This is a genomic window from Sphingobium aromaticiconvertens (assembly GCF_037154075.1).
GTDB lineage: Bacteria > Pseudomonadota > Alphaproteobacteria > Sphingomonadales > Sphingomonadaceae > Sphingobium > Sphingobium aromaticiconvertens.
The window spans coordinates 4,927,365-4,939,537 of record NZ_JBANRJ010000001.1; the positions used below are offsets into that span (position 1 = coordinate 4,927,365).

Genomic DNA, 12,173 nt, shown 5'->3' on the forward strand with positions numbered 1-12,173 from the left:
GGTGCCATTACCTTCCGAGGGTGGCGAGCATGAGATAGGCGAGGCGCGCGGTTTCCTGACGCGGGACGACGGTGGCGTCGCTCTGCATCGCCAGCCGCTGGGTTTCGATCCGCACATAGTCGGCGGGCTGGACGGTCTGCGCGCCCGCGGGAATGCCAACGGGAATGGATGTGGGCAGCGCGGCGGCAGCATCGGCATAGCGGATGCCGCCAACGTCGATCGCATCGGTGCCCTTCTGCAACTTGGCGGCAAAACGCTCACGAATATCGGCGAAGCTGCGGGCGTTGCCGGAACGATCGTAGAAGATCGAGCGGTTGGCGCGCGAGGCGGCGGGAAAGAGCGAGGCGGCGGTGGCGCCCGGCGCGCGATCATGCACGGACAGGAATTTCGACGCCCCGCCGACGCCCAGGAAATGGGCGAGGTAAAGATCGACCGGCTCGGCTTCGCGGCCAAGCCGCTGTTCCAGATAGGCCTTGTTATCGGCAGCATGTTCCGCCGCCATGACGGAGGCGGTTTCTGGATGTTTGCGAAGGTCCAGTATCTGCTGGCGCAATTGCGGGTCGGACACATAATAGCGCCCATTGCTGCCCTGGCTGATCGCATCGGACGCCCAGCCCAGTCCATATTCGCTGCCATGTTCGTTGATGACGGCCAACCAGCTCTGGTCGATGAACTGATAGAGGCCGGTGGCAGAAGAGGTCGCGGCGCGTGCAGTTGGGTTGAGGCTGCTCTCGATCTTGGCCTGCCCCAGCAGATAGCCGAAATCGACGCCCGTGCGACGGCTGGCCATGGCGATGGCGTTGGTCACGCGGTTGCCCGCGCCCGTCGCCGCCGTCTTTCCCGTCAATGATGCGATGTCCGCAAAGGCCGACACATTCAATCCCCACTGGTATCGGGGTCCTTAGAGCAAGGGTTATGCCAAGATTTGGTTAACGCCGTCGTAGGAATATTTCGAAATTTCAGCGCCAGAAACGAAAAAACCGGCCTTTTGGGCCGGTTTCAGAAGCGTCACGGACGGAGAAGAAAAAAGTTTAGCGGCTGTAGGTCAGCGGCGTATTTTGCGCCCCATGTGCCGCGAGCAGCGACAGGCGCTGCGCACTATGATCCGCCAGCAGGTGACTGCGCACGCGGGCCGATTCGAGTTGTGGGCGAAGGGTCTTGAGGCGCTCCGCAACCGCAGGCTCATCGCGCCACGCGCCGATGGCGCGAACAGCGGCGGCGGCACGGGCCACCTTTCCGCTCGCGGCGTCGATCGCATTCGCGTCCTGCCCATCCAGCGCAGTACGCAGGAGGTCGAAGGACGCAATCAGATCGTCAACGGCAGCCAGGCCCAACGGCATGTCAGGATACCGGCAGGTCGAGCGCGAGCATCTTGTCCGCGATCTTCGACGGATCGACCGGATAATTGCCCGAGGCGATGGCGGCCTTGATCGCGGCGACACGGTCCATATCAACCGGCGCGCCTTCCGCCGCCATGCGGGCCGCCGGGCTGGTTGCCCCTGCGGAGGTGGTGGAGGTGGTCGATCCCGCAACGCTGGACGACGCACGCGTCTTGCCGCCTTCGCGCAGGCCCGATGCCTGTATCGCGCTGCTAAGGGTCTGGCCGACTGACTTGATCATGGGTCTATTCCTTACTCGTCCCGTAACATCTATATACGGATCTCTTCAGAAATCCTTAAATGTGCAGATTCTTAAATCTGTCGATTTTTAGATACCCGGAATGCGAACCACGCCCATGTCGACGACCTGGGCCAATATGGGCGCGGATTTCTTGTCTTCCCGCACCCGGATAGTTTCGCCGATCGCGCCGTCTTCATCAGCGACCATCGCGCGGGATATGGAAAAACTGCTGTTGCCCGCCGTGAGTTGAACGGGGTCGCCCTTTTTCACGGCAGCCTCCTTGGGCGCTGGATTATAGACAGGCCGCTGGAAGGAAGCGGGCCGTGCAGCGCGCGGCACCGGACCGCTTGCCGCCGCCGCGCCGCCCGCGACCAACGGCACGCGGATGCGCCAGCCCAGCGCGTCGCACTTGACGATCGCCGCGCCGAACACCGGCCCGTCAATGCTGGGCGTGGCCGGACAGGCGGCCAGCCGCAGGCGACGATCGACCGGCGCGATCGGCCCGCCCGGCTCGCCCAGATTGGCGCCCACGGTCATCGCCACCAGACTGTCGATGCGATCGAGATTCTCGAACTTCTGCTGCGCCAGCGCGGGAATGGCAGTGCTTCCCAGCACCAGCAGCGCTATGATTCGGGCAAGAGTGGTCACGATGCGTCTCCGGTCATGGTCTTTACGCCCGTTACAGCAAGGATCGTGCCAAATTGCCTATTTGCGGGGAGTTCGCGCGGGCGCGATACGGATGACCTGCCCCTTGCCACCCTGCCCGTCCGCCTGATCCAGCCCCCGGATCAACAGCCGTTCGCTACCGATGCCCTGTGCCTTGAGCGCTCGCGCAACCGCGCCCAGCCGGGCCGCCGCCAGATCCCAGTCATCAAAGCGATGGCGGGCGGCGTCGGTACCGCGACTCGCCACTTCCATGCCCCCTGCCTTGCCGCCAAAGCGGCGGGCCAGCGTATAGAGACGTGCCGCCCCGGCCGGTGTCAGCATCGCTTCCTCCGGCACGAACAGCTCGGCGGCGCGCAATTCAACGACATCTTCCATGGGCTTGCCGCCAAATTGCCGCCCGACGCTGCCAAGCAGCGCGTCCCTGCGCGCGCCGCTGGAATAGAGGACAACGAAGAAGCCCAGCAGCAGCAGAAGCAGGTCGGCAAAGCTGATCGCCCATCGGGAACGCCGGCTTTCGGCGGAACGCGCGGCCATCAGGCGACTTCACGAATGGCGGCACGGCGCAGGGGCGCATTTTCACGCCGGGCGATGGCCAGCATACGCTGTGTTGCCTCTTTCTGCCACGCCAGTTCCTGATCGGACAGGTCAGCAAGGCGCGCGGCCACCGGCGCGGCCAGCATATTGGCGATGACGACGCCGTAAAAGGTCGTGAGCAGCGCCAGCGCCATCGCCGGGCCAAGCGCGGCGGGATCGTCCATGGCGGCGAACATGGCGACCAGACCCACGATCGTGCCCGCCATGCCCAGCGCGGGCGCGGCATCGGCAACCGACAACCAGACGTTGCGAACCGCGCCGTGACGCTGCGCCCGGTCGGCCATTTGCTGCTGCACCCACAGGTCGAAGGCGTCGCTATTCTCGCAATCGCTGAGCTTGCGGACGGCGCGCGTCAGAAAGGGATGGGCGGTCTTTACCCGGTCGGTGCAGGCCAACCCGCGCAATTGCGCCACCTGATCAACCTTCAGCAATGCCGCGCGGGCGGCATCCCGATCGCGCACCGGGTCGGCGCGCAATAAAGGTCCAAGTGCCCGACACGCCCTGCCACTCGCCGACACGCCGTTCTGGAACAGCACTACCAGGCAGATGCCCACGATCATCAACGCCAGGGTCAGCGGATCGAACAGATGAACCAGCACGTCCAGCATTAGTCTCGTCCCCTTTGTCCCGCCCCTGGCGCACTGGCCACGCACCCGTCGACCAAGCGGCAATAGTCTGCCGTCGACCGGCAATTTTTTGCCGCGACTGCCGCTTGCTCCGGCCAAACCCACGGATTTGCGTGGGGTCGACAACGGCACGAGCGGCAACGCATCAAATTGGCACGGCTCTTGCTTATACACAGGCTGGATCGCCCGCTCTTCACGCCATCAGGCAATAGAACGGCAGGCGGCTCACAGATTTTAGGGCCAACCGGCACAAAATTTGAGGAAAATGGTAATGTCGCTGGAAGACAGTTTGTTCGGAGTACATGGAAAGGCGCTGGCGCTTCGCTCGCAGCGCCTGTCCCTGCTCGCGTCCAACATCGCCAACGCTTCGACGCCCGGTTACAAGGCGCGCGACATCGATTTCGAAGCCGCGCTGAAGCAAGCGACCGAGCAAGGCGCCTCCGCCGCGAAAGCGACCGACGATAGCATGGGCTATCGCGTGCCGCTGCAATCCAGCCTCGACGGCAACACCGTGGAACTCAGCACCGAACAGACGCTGTTCGCGGAAAATGCGGTCAAATATCGCACGACCCTCTCCTTCCTTGAGGGCCGCATCAACACCATCTCGCGCGCGCTGAAGGGAGAATGAGCATGAGTGGCTCTGGTCCCCTCAACATCTTCGACATCGCCGGTCGCGCCATGAGCGCGCAACTGGTGCGCCTGAACGCCACCGCATCCAACATGGCCAATGCGGGCAATGTGACGGGCAGCGAGAAGGACGCCTATCGCGCGATCAAGCCGGTATTCCGGTCGGTCACCGAAAGCCCCGGCGTGTCCACGGTGAAGGTCGAGAATGTCGTCACCACCAACGCCCAGCCGGTCAAGCGCCACGATCCCAACCATCCTTTGGCCGACGCCAATGGCGATGTGTGGGAAGCGGCGGTCGATAGCAGCGCCGAGATGATCGACATGATTGAGACGGCGCGCATGTACCAGAACAATGTGCAGGTGCTCAACACCGCCAAATCCCTGATGCTCGAAACCATAAGGATCGGCAAATGACGACAACCTCCACCGTCACCGATAGCGCAGGTCTGTCGACCTATAATCCCAACGCGAATGTCGGCACCGGCAAGTCGGAAATGGGCCAGGCCGATTTCCTGCGCCTGCTGACCGCACAGATGCAGACCCAGGATCCGTTCGAGCCGGTGAACAACGCCGAAATGGTGTCGCAAATGGCAACCATCACCAATTCGAGCGGCATCGCGGAAATGAACCAGTCGATCAAGACGCTTGCATCGGAACTCACCGGCACACGGCTTGGCGACGCCGCAAGCTGGATCGGCCGCTCGATGCTGGTCCAGAGCAACATCGCCGCTCCGGACGCAGCCGGCCAATATATGGGTCAGGTCTCGCTCGACACCGCCGCCTCCGGCGCGACGATCGATCTGGTCGATGCCAGCGGCGCCGTCGTCAAATCGTTCGAACTGGGCGACGATGCCAAGGGCGACATCAACTTCTATTGGGACGGCAAGAATGAGGCGGGCGAAACCGTCGCCACGTCAGCCCTTCAGGTCAAGGTCAACGGCGCGACGCCCACCCGGGTCGCGACATGGGCCACGATCGCCGCGGTCCAGTCGCCCGCCGACGGATCGACCGCCAAACTCATCACCGCTCTGGGCAGCTACAAGCCGTCCGACGCCATCACCCTCAGCTAAAATTTCACCAAAGGAGCACGTCCATGTCCTTCTACACCTCGCTCTCGGGTCTCAAGGCCGCTCAGGCTGACCTGTCGACCATCTCCAACAATGTCGCCAACGTGAACTCGACCGCATTCAAGAAGAGCGTCGCCAATTTCGGCGACATCTTCTCTGCCTCGCCGATGCAGACGACCAAGCAGGTCGCCGGGCAAGGCGTGCGCGTCCAGTCGATCGCCCAGCAGTTCACGCAAGGGACGATCATGACGACCGACAAGACGCTGGATCTGGCCATCACCGGCGAAGGTTTCTTCACCGTGAAGGGCGAACTGGACGGCCAGATTTCCTTCACTCGTAACGGCGCCTTTGCGGTCAATGACGACCGTAATGCCGTGGACACCACCGGCGCGCTGCTTCAGGTGATCCCGGTCGATCCGATCACGGGCAACCCGACCGTCCCCAGCCCGGTTCCGACCGCCTCGCTCGTCAACCTCAACATCCCGACCGTCTATCCGGCAGGCAGCACCAACCAGTTGAACAGCGTCGGCGTCAACGACAAGGGACAGGTTTCGGCCATCTACGCCGATGGCTCGACCGTCTATCTCGGCTCGACCGCGATGGCCAGCTTCAACAGCCTGGAGGGCCTGCGCCAGCGCGGCGACGCCCATTGGGTCGAAACCATCGACAGCGGCAATCCAGTGATCGGCACGGCTGGTCAGGGTTCCTACGGCACGATCCGTTCGGGATCGCTGGAACGCTCAAACGTCGACATCACCGAGGAGCTGGTGAACCTGATTTCCGCCCAGCGGAATTTCCAGGCGAACAGCAAGGCGATCGAGGCGGCGAACACGCTGACCACGACGATCGTCAACATGCGTAACTGATGCGCCTTAGAGCGATTTCGAGTCAGATGGACTCGTCTGACGGTTAAGAAATCGCGGCAAATCAAAGCCCGCAAGGACAGGAATAGACCATGGACCGGCTCGTCAACACGGCACTCACCGCGATGCGCGGCGCGATGGCACGGCAGGCGTCGATCGCGAACAACCTCGCGAACGCCAACACCGTCGGCTTTCGCGGGGAGATCGCCAATGCCGAGACGCGCTGGATCAAGGGCGATGAACTGAACACGCGGGCGCAACAGGCCGAACAGGTGATCGCCGCCGACATGGCGCAGGGGGCGATCACCGAAACCGGCAATCCGCTGGACGTGGCGATGAACGGCGATGCGCTGCTTGCCGTGCAGGGCGCCAACGGCGAAGAGGCCTATACCCGTCGCGGCGACCTCAAGCTTTCCGACAGCGGCCTGCTGACCACCGGCGACGGCCTGCCCGTGCTGGGCGAAGGCGGTCCCATCACCCTGCCCCCGGCCGACAGCCTGACGATTGCGCAGGACGGCAGCATCTGGATCGTGCCGCAGGGCGGCGAAGCCAGCAATCCGCAGCGGATCGACGCGCTGAAACTGGTGTCGCCAGTCGGCTCCAGCATCGCCAAGGGCACGGACGGCCTGTTCCGCGAAACCAATGGCGGCGCGCTGCCGCAGGACCCGCTGGGCACCGTCACCTCCGGGTCGGTCGAAGGGTCCAACGTCAACGCCACCGCATCGCTGGTGGCCATGATCGAGGCGAGCCGCGCCTGGGAAACCCAGGTCAAGATGATCGATACCGCCAAGCAACTCGACGACGGCGGCGCATCGCTGATGCGCCTCGACTGAAACGGAGATAGTAGATGAGCAACGCAGCCCTTCATGTCGCCCGCACCGGCCTCGACGCGCAAAACACCAAGATGCGCGTGATCGCCAACAACCTGGCGAACGTCAACACCACCGGCTTCAAGCGCGACCGCGCCGATTTCGAGACGCTGGCCTACCAGCAGATGATCGCCGCCGGCTCCAATTCAGACAGCGAGAACAAATTCGCGACCGGCCTGAACCTGGGTTCCGGTGTTGCCCTTCAGGGCACCAGCAAGATCGACACGCAGGGCACCTTGCAGGCGACCGGCAACGCGCTGGACATGGCGATCGAGGGCGCAGGCTATTTCCAGCTTCAGCGGCCCGATGGCTCCATCGCCTATAGCCGCGCGGGCAATTTCAGCGTCACGGCAGAGGGCACCGTCGTCTCCAGCGACGGCCTGCCCCTGATCCCGCAGATCACCATCCCGGAGGGCGCAACCTCGGTCACGGTCGGCAATGACGGCACCGTCTCCGCCACGCTTCAGGGTGAAAGCGAGCCGACCCAGTTGGGTCAGGTCGAAACCGCCCGCTTCATGAACGCGGCAGGACTTCAATCGATCGGCGGCAATTTGCTGGTCGAAAGTGCCGCTTCGGGCACGCCGCAGGTTGGCGTCGCGGGTCTGGAAGGGCGCGGGGCGATCCGCTCGGGTAATCTTGAAACATCGAACGTCAACGTCGTGGAAGAGCTGGTCGACATGATCGAAACCCAGCGCGCCTATGAGGTCAATTCGAAGATGATCAAGGCGACCGACGAAATGCTCCAGTACGTCAACCAGCAGCTTTAAGGCGGATTTGCGCGCATGACTTCCATGTTCCTTTCGGGCCGTTCCGTCTCGACCGTTGCTCTCCTCGCCCTCGCCCTTGCCGCCAGCCCCGCGCTGGCTGGCAAGAAGCAGCGCGAGGCCGAGCGCGCGCTCTATGCGCCGACCACGGTCGCAGCCGTCATCGCGCCGCCAGTCGCCAACGGCTCCATCTTTCAGGCCTCCTATGGCTATACCCCGCTGACCAGCGGCGCGCGGGCGCAGAGCGTGGGTGACATCATCACCATCGTCCTGGTCGAGCGCACGCAGGCGACCAAGAGCAACAGCGCCGACACCAGCCGCGACGGCAATATCGGCCTGACCCCGCCGACCACCGGCGTCCTCTCCAAGCTGTTCCAGCCCAGCGACATCGCCATGGGCGGCAGCAACGGTTTCAAGGGCAAGGGCGCGGCTACCCAGTCGAACGCGCTGTCGGGTGAAATCACCGTCACCGTGGCGCAGACATTCCCCAACGGTACGATGCTGATCAAGGGTGAAAAGGCGCTGACGCTTAACCGCGGCGACGAATTTATCCAGATCAGCGGCCTCGTCCGTCAGGCCGATATCAGCCCGGACAACCGCATCGCCTCGACCCGCGTGGCCGACGCGCGGATCATCTATACCGGCAAGGGCGAGATCGCCCGCGCAAGCAAGCAGGGCTGGCTCCAGAGCTTCTTCTCTGCCGTCAGCCCCTTCTGATGGAGTTTCAGGCACTCATGACCCGTCTCCTTCGCCTTTTCCTGCCGCTGCTGGCCTGCCTGTCCACCGTTCCGGCCCATGCCGAACGAGTGAAGGATCTGGGCACCTTTCAGGGCGTGCGTCCCAACCAGCTCACCGGCTACGGCATCGTCGTCGGCCTTGCGGGCACCGGCGACGACAGCCTGCAATATGCGACCGAAGGCATGAAGGGCGTCGTCGCACGCTTTGGCCTCACCTTGCCGCAGGGTATCAACCCCGCGCTCAAAAATGCCGCCGCCGTGCTCGTCACCGCCGACCTGCCCGCCTTCGCCAAGCCGGGCCAGCGTCTGGATGTCACCGTCTCAGCATTGGGCAAGGCCAAGTCGCTGCGCGGCGGCACCCTCATCATGACGCCACTGCGCGGCGCGGATAATGAAATCTACAGCATGGCGCAGGGCAACCTCGCCGTTGGCGGTCTGGGCGTATCCGGCGCGGACGGCAGCCAGGTATCGGTCAACATTCCCTCCGCCGGTCGCATTCCGGGCGGCGCAACGGTCGAACGCGCGGTCGCCACCGGCTTTGACACCGCCCCCACCCTGACCTTCAACCTCGCCGAAGCGGACCTGACCACCGCCCTGCGCGTCGCCGACGGCATCAACCGCGCCTTCGGTGATCGCCGCGCGCGCGCGATGGACGCCGTGTCGGTCACGATCGACGCCCGGCAGGGCGCCGAAGACCGCATCCTGATGATGGGCATGATCGAGAATATCGAGGTGTCGCCTGCCGACGCGCCCGCCAAGGTGATCGTAAACGCCCGCACCGGCACGGTCGTCATCAATGGCGCGGTCCGCATTCACCCGGCCGCTGTCGCCCATGGCAAGCTGACCGTCAGCGTCAATGAATCGCCGCAGATCATCCAGCCCGCGCCCTTCAGCCGGGGGGAGACCGCCGTGCAACAATCCAGCGCCATCCAGATCGATCAGGAAAAGAAACCAATGGTTAATTTTAAAGGTGGAGCCTCCCTGACCGATATAGTGAAAGCGGTGAATGCGATTGGCGCATCGCCGGCAGATATGGTCGCCATATTGGAAGCCCTGAAACAAGCGGGCGCCATGAAGGCCGAACTGGTGGTGCTGTGATGCAGATCAATGCAACGACGTCGACAGGCAGTGCCCAGGCAGGTGAAGCGAACCGCGCCGACCTCGCCAAGGCGGCCGAGCAGTTCGAGGCGATCTTCCTGCGCCAGATGATGGGGGCAATGCGGTCCGCCAGCCTGTCCGAAGGGCTGACCGATAGCGGCGCGACCGATCAGTTTCGCGACATGGCCGACGCCCGTACCGCCGACTCCATGGCAAAGACCGGCAGTCTTGGCATCGCTGAACTGCTGCTATCGCAATTTGGCGGCAAGCACGCATCCGTGACCGCCGCAACCGCCACCGCCGCCACGGATAACCCGGCATGAGCGGCGATCTGTTCATCATCGGCGCGTCGGGCACCAAGGCCTATCGCACCGCCATGTCCGCGATTTCGGAAAATATCACCAACGCCTCCACGGCAGGCTATGCCCGCCGCACGACGACCATGTCAGAATCGGGATCGTCCACCGCGACGATGGCGCTCTATATCTCGCGCGGAAATTTCGGCGGCACGGAAGTCACCAGCATCAACCGCGCGACCGATCCCTATCTGGACGCGACCGTCCGCATGTCCAACATGGCGCTGGGCAGCGCGACTGCCCGGCTGCGCTGGATGAGCGACACGGAAACCGCGCTCAACGACACCGACACCGGCGTGGGCAAGCTGATGACCGGCCTGTTCAGCAATATCGACAAGCTGTCCGCCAGCCCAAGCAATACGTCGCTGCGCGTCACGACGCTCGACAGCATCAGCCGTATCGCCGAAACATTCCGCCAGACCTCCGCCGATCTGGACGAGGTATCGACCCGGATCGGGACGGAGGCGCAGGGCGTGGTCGACACCGCCAACAGGGCGCTGACGCGCCTTGCCGACATCAACAACAGCCTGCTGCGTGCGCAGCCCGGCACCTCTGCCTATGCCCAGTTGCTCGACGGCCGCGATGCGGCGTTGTCGGAGATTACAACCGCCCTCAATGTAGAGGTCAGCTTTGGCGCACACGATACCGCCATCATAACCTATGGCGGCGAAACGCTGGTCACTGGCGACAGCGCGATCAGCCTGTCGATGACCAAAGACGCCGACGGCACGCTTAACCTGTCGGCGGGGGGCACCGCGGTCACAGCGCCCACCAACGGCGCGCTCGGCGGCCTCTTCGCTTCGGCGGATACGGTGGCGCAGCGCCACACCACGTTAGACACGCTTGCCGCCCAGTTCGTCACCGACGTCAACGCCTGGCATGCGCAGGGCCGGACCGATGGCACCAATGCACCGGGCGCGGCGCTGCTGTCGGGCACCAGTGCCGCCACCATGACCGCGCTGATCACCGACCCCACGCAGCTGGCGACCAAGTCCGCCGATGGTACGCTCAACGGCAATCTGTTGACCGCCGGAACCATCCTGCGCGGCGCAGGCAGTGTCGAGCAGGGCTGGACCTCGCTGATCGCGGCGCAGGCCAATCTGCTGACTGCCGTCAAGGCTGAACATACCACTGCCCAGGGCCGCAGCGATCAGGCGGTCGCCGCGCGCGAGGCCGTCAGCGGCGTCGATCTGGACATGGAAGCAGCGGATCTTCTGCGCATCCAGCAGGCCTATTCGGGCTGCGCCAAGATATTACAGGTCGCCCGCGAGACGGTCGACTCCATCCTGCAGATCATCTGAGCGGCAAGGAAGCAAAGACCATGGTAGGCATCACCGCAAAGACCGTCGCCGCCGAAATCCGGCGCCAGCAGCAATTGTCGAAGGACATTGTCGATGGGCAGACGGCCATTTCGACCGGTATCAGCCTGAACAGGCCGTCCGACAACGCGCTTGCCTGGGTTCAGGTGTCCGACCTTGCCCGCGCACAGTCGCAGCAGGCGGCGTGGACCACCAATGTCAGCTATGCGACCAACCGCGCGGGCAATGCCGAAGCCAACCTCACCGAGATGAACAATCTGCTGACCCGCGCGCAGGAACTGGTGACGGCGACGCGCAACGGTTCGCTCAACGACACCAGCCGCACCGCATTCGTCGAGGAACTGAAAGCGATCAAGGAATCGATTGGCAGCCTGCTGAACCAGAAGGATTATCAGGGCACATCGGTATTCGACGACGGGCAGAATGTCCTCGTGCCCGTGGGCCGCGGCCTCAACATCGCGGTCGTGGGCACCCGGCAGAGCGTGTCGGAGGGTATCGACGTCGGCGGCACCCCGATGAGCATCGACGACATATTGGACCAGGCGATCGCCGCCGTCGAAACCGGCGACGACACCGCCCTTGCCACCGCGCTGGACAGCGTGAAGGCAGGCCAGGAGCATGTCACGGTCGAACTGACCCGTCAGGGCGTGCGGAGCGACCGGCTCGACATCCTCGGCACACGACTGGCGGATGTCGACATCACGCTGACCGAACGCCGCCAGGCGCTCGAATCAACCGACCTGCCGACCACCATCTCGATGGTCCAGGCCAAGCTGCTCCAGCTTAATGCCGCACAGTCCCTCTATGCGCGCATCAACCAGCAGACGCTGTTCGACCTGATCAATTGAGCTGGGTAAAAAACGAAATGTCCTAAACCCGACGCTAACCAATCCGTTCTAATCAGGGACAGGCAACGCCAGGCGCGCGGCCACAGATGATGACCCTCCCGCAACGGGACGGGCGCAGC

Annotated in this window: 17 protein-coding genes; 11 read left to right on the forward strand and 6 right to left on the reverse strand. The window is 63.9% G+C overall.

The features are described from left to right. Nucleotides 1-7: 7 nt before the first annotated feature. The 6 genes from WFR25_RS23950 to WFR25_RS23975 all read right to left on the reverse strand — a co-directional run bounded on the left by WFR25_RS23950 (nt 8) and on the right by WFR25_RS23975 (nt 3,488). Nucleotides 8-874, reverse strand: coding sequence for a lysozyme family protein (locus WFR25_RS23950; RefSeq protein WP_336974322.1), 867 nt, complete (start codon nt 872-874; stop codon nt 8-10). Nucleotides 875-1,031: 157 nt separating this feature from the next. Then, the gene (locus WFR25_RS23955) at nt 1,032-1,340 is read right to left on the reverse strand and encodes a hypothetical protein (RefSeq protein WP_336974323.1); all 309 of its coding nucleotides are present in this window, start codon (nt 1,338-1,340) and stop codon (nt 1,032-1,034) included. A 1-nt stretch (nt 1,341) separates the two neighbouring features. Beyond that, nucleotides 1,342-1,620 carry a flagellar biosynthesis anti-sigma factor FlgM gene (flgM, locus tag WFR25_RS23960; protein WP_336974324.1) on the reverse strand — a complete coding sequence of 93 codons (279 nt, stop codon included), beginning with the start codon at nt 1,618-1,620 and terminating at the stop codon, nt 1,342-1,344. 87 nt (nt 1,621-1,707) lie between these two features. Next, nucleotides 1,708-2,268 (reverse strand): flagella basal body P-ring formation protein FlgA, encoded by a 561-nt coding sequence (locus WFR25_RS23965; protein ID WP_336974326.1) that lies wholly within the window; start codon nt 2,266-2,268, stop codon nt 1,708-1,710. 57 nt (nt 2,269-2,325) lie between these two features. Further along, a complete protein-coding gene (locus tag WFR25_RS23970) occupies nt 2,326-2,820 on the reverse strand; it encodes a flagellar motor protein MotB (protein ID WP_336974327.1) in 495 nt (164 codons plus the stop codon). Further along, the gene (locus tag WFR25_RS23975) at nt 2,820-3,488 is read right to left on the reverse strand and encodes a motility protein A (RefSeq protein WP_336974328.1); all 669 of its coding nucleotides are present in this window, start codon (nt 3,486-3,488) and stop codon (nt 2,820-2,822) included. The genes WFR25_RS23970 and WFR25_RS23975 overlap by 1 nt, the downstream gene beginning before the upstream one ends. A 289-nt stretch (nt 3,489-3,777) precedes the next feature. Here WFR25_RS23975 and flgB point away from each other — a divergent pair, with 289 nt between their 5' ends. The 11 genes from flgB (at nt 3,778) to WFR25_RS24030 (ending at nt 12,054) form a co-directional block, all read left to right on the forward strand. Then, nucleotides 3,778-4,134 carry a flagellar basal body rod protein FlgB gene (flgB, locus tag WFR25_RS23980; protein WP_336974329.1) on the forward strand — a complete coding sequence of 119 codons (357 nt, stop codon included), beginning with the start codon at nt 3,778-3,780 and terminating at the stop codon, nt 4,132-4,134. 2 nt (nt 4,135-4,136) lie between these two features. After that, nucleotides 4,137-4,547 (forward strand): flagellar basal body rod protein FlgC, encoded by a 411-nt coding sequence (flgC, locus tag WFR25_RS23985; RefSeq protein WP_336974331.1) that lies wholly within the window; start codon nt 4,137-4,139, stop codon nt 4,545-4,547. After that, nucleotides 4,544-5,203 (forward strand): flagellar hook assembly protein FlgD, encoded by a 660-nt coding sequence (locus WFR25_RS23990; protein ID WP_336974332.1) that lies wholly within the window; start codon nt 4,544-4,546, stop codon nt 5,201-5,203. The genes flgC and WFR25_RS23990 overlap by 4 nt, the downstream gene beginning before the upstream one ends. 23 nt (nt 5,204-5,226) lie before the next feature. Continuing rightward, the gene (locus WFR25_RS23995) at nt 5,227-6,066 is read left to right on the forward strand and encodes a flagellar hook-basal body complex protein (RefSeq protein ID WP_336974333.1); all 840 of its coding nucleotides are present in this window, start codon (nt 5,227-5,229) and stop codon (nt 6,064-6,066) included. Nucleotides 6,067-6,155: 89 nt separating this feature from the next. Further along, entirely contained in the window at nt 6,156-6,896 is a 741-nt protein-coding gene (locus WFR25_RS24000) for a flagellar basal body rod protein FlgF (protein WP_336974335.1), read from the forward strand. 14 nt (nt 6,897-6,910) lie between these two features. Further along, a complete protein-coding gene (gene flgG, locus WFR25_RS24005; RefSeq protein ID WP_336974337.1) occupies nt 6,911-7,699 on the forward strand; it encodes a flagellar basal-body rod protein FlgG in 789 nt (262 codons plus the stop codon). A gap of 24 nt (nt 7,700-7,723) precedes the next feature. Continuing rightward, nucleotides 7,724-8,413 (forward strand): flagellar basal body L-ring protein FlgH, encoded by a 690-nt coding sequence (locus WFR25_RS24010; RefSeq protein WP_419723223.1) that lies wholly within the window; start codon nt 7,724-7,726, stop codon nt 8,411-8,413. Beyond that, nucleotides 8,413-9,531 carry a flagellar basal body P-ring protein FlgI gene (locus WFR25_RS24015; protein WP_419723183.1) on the forward strand — a complete coding sequence of 373 codons (1,119 nt, stop codon included), beginning with the start codon at nt 8,413-8,415 and terminating at the stop codon, nt 9,529-9,531. The genes WFR25_RS24010 and WFR25_RS24015 overlap by 1 nt, the downstream gene beginning before the upstream one ends. Next, the gene (locus WFR25_RS24020; RefSeq protein WP_336974340.1) at nt 9,531-9,854 is read left to right on the forward strand and encodes a rod-binding protein; all 324 of its coding nucleotides are present in this window, start codon (nt 9,531-9,533) and stop codon (nt 9,852-9,854) included. Before WFR25_RS24015 ends, WFR25_RS24020 begins: the two co-directional genes overlap by 1 nt. Then, nucleotides 9,851-11,188 carry a flagellar hook-associated protein FlgK gene (gene flgK / locus WFR25_RS24025; RefSeq protein WP_336974341.1) on the forward strand — a complete coding sequence of 446 codons (1,338 nt, stop codon included), beginning with the start codon at nt 9,851-9,853 and terminating at the stop codon, nt 11,186-11,188. The genes WFR25_RS24020 and flgK overlap by 4 nt, the downstream gene beginning before the upstream one ends. Nucleotides 11,189-11,208: 20 nt before the next feature. Further along, the gene (locus WFR25_RS24030; RefSeq protein ID WP_336974344.1) at nt 11,209-12,054 is read left to right on the forward strand and encodes a flagellin; all 846 of its coding nucleotides are present in this window, start codon (nt 11,209-11,211) and stop codon (nt 12,052-12,054) included. Nucleotides 12,055-12,173 lie beyond the last annotated feature (119 nt).

Excerpts from the sequence above, each read along its gene's own strand:
- flgG (WP_336974337.1), top strand. The coding sequence starts at position 6,911 with ATGAGCAACGCAGCCCTTCATGTCGCCCGCACCGGCCTCGACGCGCAA.
- WFR25_RS23975 (WP_336974328.1), bottom strand. The coding sequence starts at position 3,488 with ATGCTGGACGTGCTGGTTCATCTGTTCGATCCGCTGACCCTGGCGTTG.
- WFR25_RS24030 (WP_336974344.1), top strand. The coding sequence starts at position 11,209 with ATGGTAGGCATCACCGCAAAGACCGTCGCCGCCGAAATCCGGCGCCAG.
- WFR25_RS24010 (WP_419723223.1), top strand. The coding sequence starts at position 7,724 with ATGTTCCTTTCGGGCCGTTCCGTCTCGACCGTTGCTCTCCTCGCCCTC.
- flgM (WP_336974324.1), bottom strand. The coding sequence starts at position 1,620 with ATGATCAAGTCAGTCGGCCAGACCCTTAGCAGCGCGATACAGGCATCG.
- flgC (WP_336974331.1), top strand. The coding sequence starts at position 4,137 with ATGAGTGGCTCTGGTCCCCTCAACATCTTCGACATCGCCGGTCGCGCC.
- WFR25_RS24020 (WP_336974340.1), top strand. The coding sequence starts at position 9,531 with ATGCAGATCAATGCAACGACGTCGACAGGCAGTGCCCAGGCAGGTGAA.
- flgB (WP_336974329.1), top strand. The coding sequence starts at position 3,778 with ATGTCGCTGGAAGACAGTTTGTTCGGAGTACATGGAAAGGCGCTGGCG.
- flgK (WP_336974341.1), top strand. The coding sequence starts at position 9,851 with ATGAGCGGCGATCTGTTCATCATCGGCGCGTCGGGCACCAAGGCCTAT.
- WFR25_RS24000 (WP_336974335.1), top strand. The coding sequence starts at position 6,156 with ATGGACCGGCTCGTCAACACGGCACTCACCGCGATGCGCGGCGCGATG.
- WFR25_RS23955 (WP_336974323.1), bottom strand. The coding sequence starts at position 1,340 with ATGCCGTTGGGCCTGGCTGCCGTTGACGATCTGATTGCGTCCTTCGAC.
- WFR25_RS23990 (WP_336974332.1), top strand. The coding sequence starts at position 4,544 with ATGACGACAACCTCCACCGTCACCGATAGCGCAGGTCTGTCGACCTAT.
- WFR25_RS24015 (WP_419723183.1), top strand. The coding sequence starts at position 8,413 with ATGGAGTTTCAGGCACTCATGACCCGTCTCCTTCGCCTTTTCCTGCCG.
- WFR25_RS23970 (WP_336974327.1), bottom strand. The coding sequence starts at position 2,820 with ATGGCCGCGCGTTCCGCCGAAAGCCGGCGTTCCCGATGGGCGATCAGC.
- WFR25_RS23995 (WP_336974333.1), top strand. The coding sequence starts at position 5,227 with ATGTCCTTCTACACCTCGCTCTCGGGTCTCAAGGCCGCTCAGGCTGAC.